Raw genomic sequence first — 7,294 nt, 5'->3', positions numbered from 1 at the left:
GCCGTACCCACCCTTCGAAACCGAGCCCGCCTCCCTCTGCTTCGCGAAAGACCTCTAGGACGCGGACCTGCACCACCGTCTAAACCACTCCCGGGCCGCCCGAGCAGGGCACCCCGAGCGTGAACCCGGCGGACCGACAAGAGTTGGTGGGTGATGGCGGTCCGCCGGCCGCGGATGGCTGAGGGAGACGCCGAGCGCGGCGACGCCCTAGCCGTGAGATCGAGGGGAGTCACCTTGAGCGTCCACCGACCATCTAGCACCCGGCGGAGCGGTCGACCGCGCTCAAAGTCGACCGGCCGGCGCCGTTGGATACGCGGTACGCAAAGTTGTAGAAGTACATTTATTAGATCTGTACTTCTACAACTTTGTAGATCAGTCCTGGGGCAGATCGAGGACCAGGGTGTCGCCTTCGGGGTGGAAGCCGAGGCGGTTGAGGTAGGGGGAGGAGTCGCGCATTCGGGGTGAGGCGAGGACCTGGTGGAAGCCTTGGTCGGTGAAGACGTCGCTGCGGCGGTAGACGAACTCGCCGGGGGTGAAGTCGCGGTACTTCGGGAGCACGTAGTCCAGGTCGATCTGGGCGCGGCCTTGGCCGGCGTCGTGGGCCAGGACTACGCCGATCGTGCGTTCGCCGCGTTGGACGAGGAAGGCGTACGGGCTGGCCGAGAGTGCGAAGCCGGGGTTGAAGCGGCTGATGTCGCGGGCGTGGGTGGCGAGCACGTGACCGAGGTAGGCGTCGTCGGAGTTGACCCGGAGCACCTCGTACTCGGCGTCGTCGTGCCGGTGCCGGAGCAACCGCCAGAGGTGGACGACGTTGATGACGGCCAGGACGGCGTTCATGCCGACCATCGGCCAGACCTCGATGACGAGGTTGAAGCCGACCAGGATCACGCAGCCGACCAGGTTCAGCAGGCGGAGTCGCAGGATCCGGGTCTGCAGCAGCGACACCACCACCAACGCGGATCCGCCCCAGCCGATGATGCTCCACACGTCCACGATGCGAGCGTAGACCAGCCGCAGCACTGGTTCGGTCAGGTCAGACTGCCGTTGTGACCGAGACCTTGGTGCTCAACGGTGAACCACTGCCCACTGTGACTCTGGAGTTGCTCCGGGCAACCAGCTACGGCCACTTCTCCTCGATGCAGGTCCGCGACGGCCGCGTCGACGGCCTCGACCTCCACTTCGAACGCCTCGACCGCAGCTCCCGCGAAGTCTTCGGCCAACCGCTCGACGCCGACCGGGTCCGCAGAGATCTCCGTACGGCGCTCGCCCAGGAACGCGACTGCAGTCTGCGCGTCAACGTGTTCTCGCTCGGCGGCGATCTCGACGTACTGATCCGCCGGAGCGAGCCCATCGAACCCGGCACCACCCCACTCCGGTTGCGCCCGATCCAGCACCAGCGCGCACTGCCGCACCTCAAGCACACCGGCACCTTCGACCTGATCTACCACGCACGTCAGGCAACAGCCGCCGGGTACGACGACGCCATCTTCCACACCGCGGCCGGCGAAATCTCCGAGGCCTCGATCTGGAACATCTGCTTCGCCCGCGGCACCACGATCGTCTTCCCAGCCGCACGTGTCCTCGCTGGAATCAGGCAACAGGTTCTGCAGCGCGGGCTCGCCACCTTCGAGATGCGCCCGGTGCACTTCGATGACCTATCGACCTACGACGCTGCCTACCTGACGAACTCCATCGACCCGGCGCTCCCGGTCGCGGCGATCGGAGCCCGGACGTTCGCACCGCATCCGGAATCGGCCGCGACGATCGCAGCCGCCTATGCCTCACAGGAGGCGCAGGCGATCTAGTTGCGTTCGGACCACCAGCGGAGGAGGGCTTCGCGGGCCTGGTCCTCGCCGAGGGGGCCCTGGTCGAGGCGGAGTTCCATCAGGAACTTGTAGGCCTCGCCGACCTCGCGGCCCTGGGGCAGGTCGAGGATCTGCATGATCTGGTTGCCGTCGAGGTCGGGGCGCAGGGAGTCGAGCTCTTCCTGCTCCTGAAGGCGGGCGATCCGATCCTCGAGGTCGCTGTACTCCGCCCGCAGGGTTTCGGCCCGGCGGCGGTTGCGGGTGGTGCAGTCGGCGCGGGTCAGGACGTGCAGGCGTTCCAGCTGATCACCGGCATCGCGGACATAACGCCGTACGGCGGAGTCGGTCCACTCGCCGTCGCCGTACCCGTGGAAGCGGAGGTGGAGCTCGATCAGCTTGCTGACCTGCTCGATCTGCTCGTTGCTGAAGCGGAGTGCCTTCATCCGCTTCCGGGCCAGCTTCGCGCCGACGACGTCGTGGTGATGGAAGGTCACCTTGCCGCCCTCCTCGAAGCGGCGGGTCTTCGGCTTGCCGATGTCGTGGATCAGCGCGGCGAACCGGCTCACGAAATCCGGCACCGGATACGGGAGCCGGGACTCCAGATCGATCGCCTGGTCGAGCACGGTCAGCGAGTGCTCGTACACATCCTTGTGCCGGTGGTGCTCGTCCTTCTCCAGCCGCAGCGCGGGCAGCTCGGGCAGCACGTGGTCGGCGATCCCGGTGCTGACCAGCAGGTCGAGACCGATCCGCGGGTGGTCGGCGCAGATCAGCTTGATCAGTTCGTCGCGGACCCGTTCGGCCGAGACGATCGTGATCCGCTCGGCCATCGCGGTCATCGCGGCGACCACGCCCGGATCCGGCGTGAACCCGAGCTGGGCGGCGAACCGGGCCGCCCGCATCATCCGCAGCGGGTCGTCGGAGAACGAGTCCTCCGGGCTGCCCGGCGTCCGGATCACCTTGTTCGCGACGTCGGCGATGCCGCCGTACGGGTCGACGAACTGGTGCGACGGGAGCAGGACGGCCATCGAGTTCATCGCGAAGTCGCGCCGGGCCAGGTCGCCCTCGAGGCTGTCGCCGTACGCCACCTCGGGTTTGCGTGAGGTGGGATCGTAGGACTCCGACCGGTAGGTGGTGATCTCCAGGACCCACTCGCCCTTACGACAACCGATGGTGCCGAACGCCTTGCCGATATCCCAGACATGGTCCGCCCAGCCGGCCAGCAGCCGCTCGACCGCGTCCGGATGCGCGGAGCTGGCGAAGTCCAGATCCTTGCTCCCGCGGCCGAGGAGAATGTCCCGGACGGGTCCACCGACGAGGGCGATCTCGTGCCCGGCGGCGGCGAACCGGGCGCCCAGTTCGTCCACGACGGGGGCGATCGCCAGCAGTGACTGGACGCCTTGCCGCTGTACGGCGGACAGGGATCCGGCAGGGCCTGACTGGTCGGCAAAAGGTGACACGGGGAACTAGGTTACGGTGACGGCGTGTTCAGACGGCGACTGAGGCTCTCCGCGGCAGTGACCGCGAGCCTGCTGATCGTTGCCCCGGCAGCGATTTCGGCCGTCCCGGCGATGGCCGCGGACGAGGATCCGACTGTCGAGGTGACGATCGGATCGTTCCTTCCGGTGGCCCCGAAGCCCGGCCAGCCCGTCGTCATCAAGGGCACTGTCACCAACAACAGCGCGGTGGCGTTCGGCGAGAGTCCGCAGGTCGTCACCTGTATCGACCGCCACCCGCTGACCACGGCCGCCGAGATCGCCGCGGTTCCGGACGAGCAGAACATCCCGATGAACGACCGGGACAGCTGCTCCGGAATCGGCGTCGACAACTCGGACTCGACGACGTACCAGGTCCTCGGCGAGAAGCTGGCGCCGAATGCCAAGGTGCCCTTCACCCTGACCGTGCCGTGGGGCCAGTGGCGGATCAGCAAGCAGACCGGCGTCTACACCGTCGGCGTCATCTTCCGCGGCACCCCGGAGGGCAAGTCCCGGGTGACCGCAGGCCGGGCCCGAACGCTGATGCCGGTGATCGGCGCCGAACCGCTCGGCAACGTCAGTACGGCGCTGGTGATTCCGCTGCAGCACCGGCCGACGTACCTCGGCGGTCAACTGTTCGCGGACGACTCGCTGGCGCAGGCGATGGGTCCGGGCGGCTCGCTGCGCCGGGCGCTCGACCTCGGCAAGCAGCGTCGCGTCACCTGGCTGCTGGACCCCGCACTGATCGACGCGGCCAAGGAGATGACCGACGCCGACAACTACCGGATCGGCACGAGCTACACCCATTCCGTCCCCGGCACCAACGGGAAGCTCGCCCAGACCTGGCTCACCGACTTCACGCAGAGCCAGGCCGACGGCAACCAGGTCGTCGCGCTGCCGTACGGCGACGTGGACGTGGCCGGCCTGTTCGACGCAGGTGGCTCGCTGAAGGAGCTGGTCCGGCAGGCCCGGAGGCAGAGTGAGCAGGCGAACCTCGGCGTCTCGGCTCGGACCAACGGGCTCTGGCTGGAGAACGGCGCCGCGGCGAGCCGCTATCTCGCCTTCGCCGCCGGTGGTTTCCAGGGTGCGAACGAGGCCTCGGACCTGAATCTGGTCAACAGTGCAGCCTGGACCACCGACGCCGCCAAGGTGCTGACCCCGGGAACCTCGGTCTACCAGGTGCTGACCCCCGAAGGCCCGGCGAAGCAGAGCCGGACAGTCGTGGCCGACTCGGCGCTGACCGCAGGTGGGCCGGATGCGGGCTCCGATCGCGATCCGCTCCAGGTCCGGCAGCGGTTCGTCGCCGAGACCGCGCTGCTCGCTGCCTCCGTCAAAGGCCCGGCCACGGCGGTCGTCGTACCGCCCCGAGGTTGGGACGCCGACGGTCGGTCGACCGCAGCACTGGCCGGCGCGCTCGCCCTGCCGTGGCTGACGCCGGTGACCGTCGACCAGGTCGTCAAGGCCACCCCGAAGCCGCGCGCGATCGTGGCGCCGAGCGCACCGAAGACGAACGGGAAGCTGGCCGGTCCCCAGCTCGACAAGCTCAAGCGGCTCGAGAAGTCGATCAACACCTACACGAGCCTGCTGTCAGATCCGGAAACTGTCAGCTCGAACATGCCCAAGGGGCTGCTGCAGTCCGCGTCGCTCGGCTGGACCGGCCATGCCGACGAAGCCGGTCAGTACGCCGCCGTCGAGCTCGGCTCGGTGAACGGGCAGCTCCGCAAGGTGCACCTGGTCAACTCGAGTCTCGACAAGGGCAACGCCATCAAGGTCAACCTGGCCGGGAGCAACGGCACCTTCCCCTTGACTGTGGCGAACGACCTGGGCCATTCGATCCGGGTCGGCGTGATCGTGCGGTCGGTGAACCGGACCGACCTACGGGTCCGCGCTGTCGACACCGTCGACGTGCGAGCGGGCCAGAAGTGGACTCCCCGGATCAACGCCAGCGCCGAGCAGAACGGTGTCATCCAGGCCACGGCGCAGGTCGTCACCGTGGACGGCGACCCGGTCGGTCCCCCGCAGCCGATGCTGATCCAGGCGAGCCAGTACGGCAGTGTCGGCTGGATCCTGGTCGGCGCCGCCTGCGCACTGCTCTTCGGTACGTCGTTCGTCCGGATCTACCGGCGGATCCGCGCCGAGCGCCGCAACCCACCGGCCGCCGATGACGCCGCGGCCGACCTGAGTCCCGAGAACGACCCGCTGCACCCGGCGCCGCTGCCGGCCGCCCCCGGAACGCCCGCCACGGATGCGGACGCCGGCCTCCCGGCGGACGCGTCGCTGAAAGAAGGAGTCGGCTCGAAGGATGGCTGACCGCACCCTGCGCTCCGCGGCGGTGATGGCAGCCGGGACTGTGTTGTCCCGCCTGCTCGGATTCGTCCGGCTCGCCCTGCTCGCGGCTGCCATCGGCACCGCGCTGCGGGCCGACATCTTCAACGCTGCCAACACGATCCCGAACAGTCTGTACATCCTGCTGGCCGGTGGTGTGTTCAACACCGTCCTGGTTCCGCAGCTGGTGCGGGCGATCAAGAACCACGACGACGGTGGTCAGGACTTCACCAACCGCGTGCTGACGTTCGGCTTCGTCGTACTGGCGGTCGTGACGACGGCCTGTGTGCTGCTGGCGCCGTGGATCGCCGACCTCTATACGCCGGAGGAACTGCACGACCCGTCCCGGAGCGCGGAGAAGGCGAACCTGCTGCTGTTCGTCCAGCTCTGCCTGCCGCAGATCTTCTTCTACGGCGCTTTCGTGCTGATCGGTCAGGTGCTGAACGCGCGGCGCCGGTTCGGCCCGATGATGTGGGCCCCGATCGCGAACAACATCGTCGCCTGCGCATCCATCGTGGCGTTCCTCTTCATCTACCGGACCGGGGACACCCCGGCGACCTTCTCGCACGGCGAGCAGTTGCTGCTCGGTCTCGGGCACACGCTCGGGATCGCCGTCCAGCTGCTCGTGCTGCTGCCGTACCTGAAGGCGAGCGGGCACACCTACCGGCCGAAGTTCGGGCTGCGCGGGACCGGGCTCAGCCAGACCGCCAAGCTCGGGATCTGGACGATGCTGTTCGTCGCGGTGAACCAGGTGACGCTGGTCGTGGTCACCAAGCTCGCGCTCGCCGGTAGTGCGTCGGGTGACCTCGGCGCGAAGGCCGGTCTGACGGCGTACCAGACCGCGATGCTGATCATTCTGATGCCGCACGGCATCATCACGGTCTCGCTGGCGACGGCAGCGCTGCCGCAGATGTCGGCGCTGGCCGCGGACCGCGATCTCACCGAGGTCGCCCGGCTGTCCGCCCGCTCGATCCGGCAGACGCTGGCGATCGTCGTACCGGCTGCGGCCGCGATGATCGCGTTCGCCTATCCGATCGTCACGATCATCGCCGGCTACGGGTCCGGTAAGAACAACCTGACGCTGATGGCTTACACGCTCGTCACGCTCGCGTTCGGAGTCGTTCCGTACACGATCCAGTACTTCCAGTTGCGCACGTTCTACGCCTTCGAAGACACCCGTACGCCGTTCTTCCTGCAGTGCGTGATCGCGGCGACGAACATCACGGCCGCCCTGGTCGGTGTCCGGGTGCTGCTGGACGAGGAGAACCTCCGGTACTCCGGTGTCATGCTCGGCGGGGCTTTCGCGCTGGCCTACACGGTCGCCGTACTGATCTCCCGGCCGGTACTACGGCGTCGCGTACCGCGGGTGGCAGGCGCTGGAATCGGGCTGCCGCTGCTCGCCATGGTGATCGCTGCCGCGCTCGGCGCGGGCGCCGGGCGGCTGGTGCTGTGGGCGGTCAGCCTGGCGGTGGAGTTCTCCGGGCCGCTCGGCGCACTGCTCCAGCTGGCCGTCGCCGGGATCGTGCTGCTTCCGGTGTATGCAGGCGTGGCTCGAGTACTTAGGATCCACGAGGTCAACGACGTGGTGTCGATGGTCACATCGAAGCTGCCGGGCCGCCGCTGATCGGAGCGCTTGTGCACTCGTGCATCGGTACTGGATCACGATGCCACTACGATGGTGGCTGCCGACCA

Annotated in this window: 5 protein-coding genes; 3 read left to right on the top strand and 2 right to left on the bottom strand. The window is 68.0% G+C overall.

Translation table 11 applies throughout. The features are described 5' to 3' along the window. Positions 1-372: 372 nt before the first annotated feature. Positions 373-993 (bottom strand): hypothetical protein, encoded by a 621-nt coding sequence (locus tag E1261_RS21155; protein WP_238176340.1) that lies wholly within the window; start codon positions 991-993, stop codon positions 373-375. Between the two features lie 53 nt (positions 994-1,046). Here E1261_RS21155 and E1261_RS21150 point away from each other — a divergent pair, with 53 nt between their 5' ends. Further along, positions 1,047-1,805 carry an aminotransferase class IV gene (locus tag E1261_RS21150; protein ID WP_165952585.1) on the top strand — a complete coding sequence of 253 codons (759 nt, stop codon included), beginning with the start codon at positions 1,047-1,049 and terminating at the stop codon, positions 1,803-1,805. Here the strand turns inward: E1261_RS21150 and E1261_RS21145 are convergent. Continuing rightward, complete coding sequence (locus E1261_RS21145) at positions 1,802-3,223, bottom strand: CCA tRNA nucleotidyltransferase (RefSeq protein ID WP_132409028.1); 1,422 nt, start codon at positions 3,221-3,223, stop codon at positions 1,802-1,804. The two genes, E1261_RS21150 and E1261_RS21145, sit on opposite strands and share 4 nt — an antisense overlap. A 63-nt stretch (positions 3,224-3,286) precedes the next feature. Here E1261_RS21145 and E1261_RS21140 point away from each other — a divergent pair, with 63 nt between their 5' ends. Both E1261_RS21140 and murJ read left to right on the top strand, forming a co-directional pair. Beyond that, entirely contained in the window at positions 3,287-5,587 is a 2,301-nt protein-coding gene (locus E1261_RS21140; RefSeq protein ID WP_132409022.1) for a DUF6049 family protein, read from the top strand. Further along, entirely contained in the window at positions 5,580-7,226 is a 1,647-nt protein-coding gene (gene murJ / locus E1261_RS21135; protein WP_132409020.1) for a murein biosynthesis integral membrane protein MurJ, read from the top strand. The genes E1261_RS21140 and murJ overlap by 8 nt, the downstream gene beginning before the upstream one ends. Positions 7,227-7,294 lie beyond the last annotated feature (68 nt).

The organism is Kribbella albertanoniae (assembly GCF_004348455.1).
GTDB classification, from domain to species: Bacteria; Actinomycetota; Actinomycetes; order Propionibacteriales; family Kribbellaceae; genus Kribbella; species Kribbella albertanoniae.
The sequence above is the reverse complement of the archived record's forward strand: the minus strand, read 5'-3'. Positions and strand labels throughout refer to the sequence as shown.

What these genes read in the sequence shown, in the direction of transcription:
- murJ (WP_132409020.1), top strand. Translation starts at nt 5,580, where the DNA reads ATGGCTGACCGCACCCTGCGCTCCGCGGCGGTGATGGCAGCCGGGACT.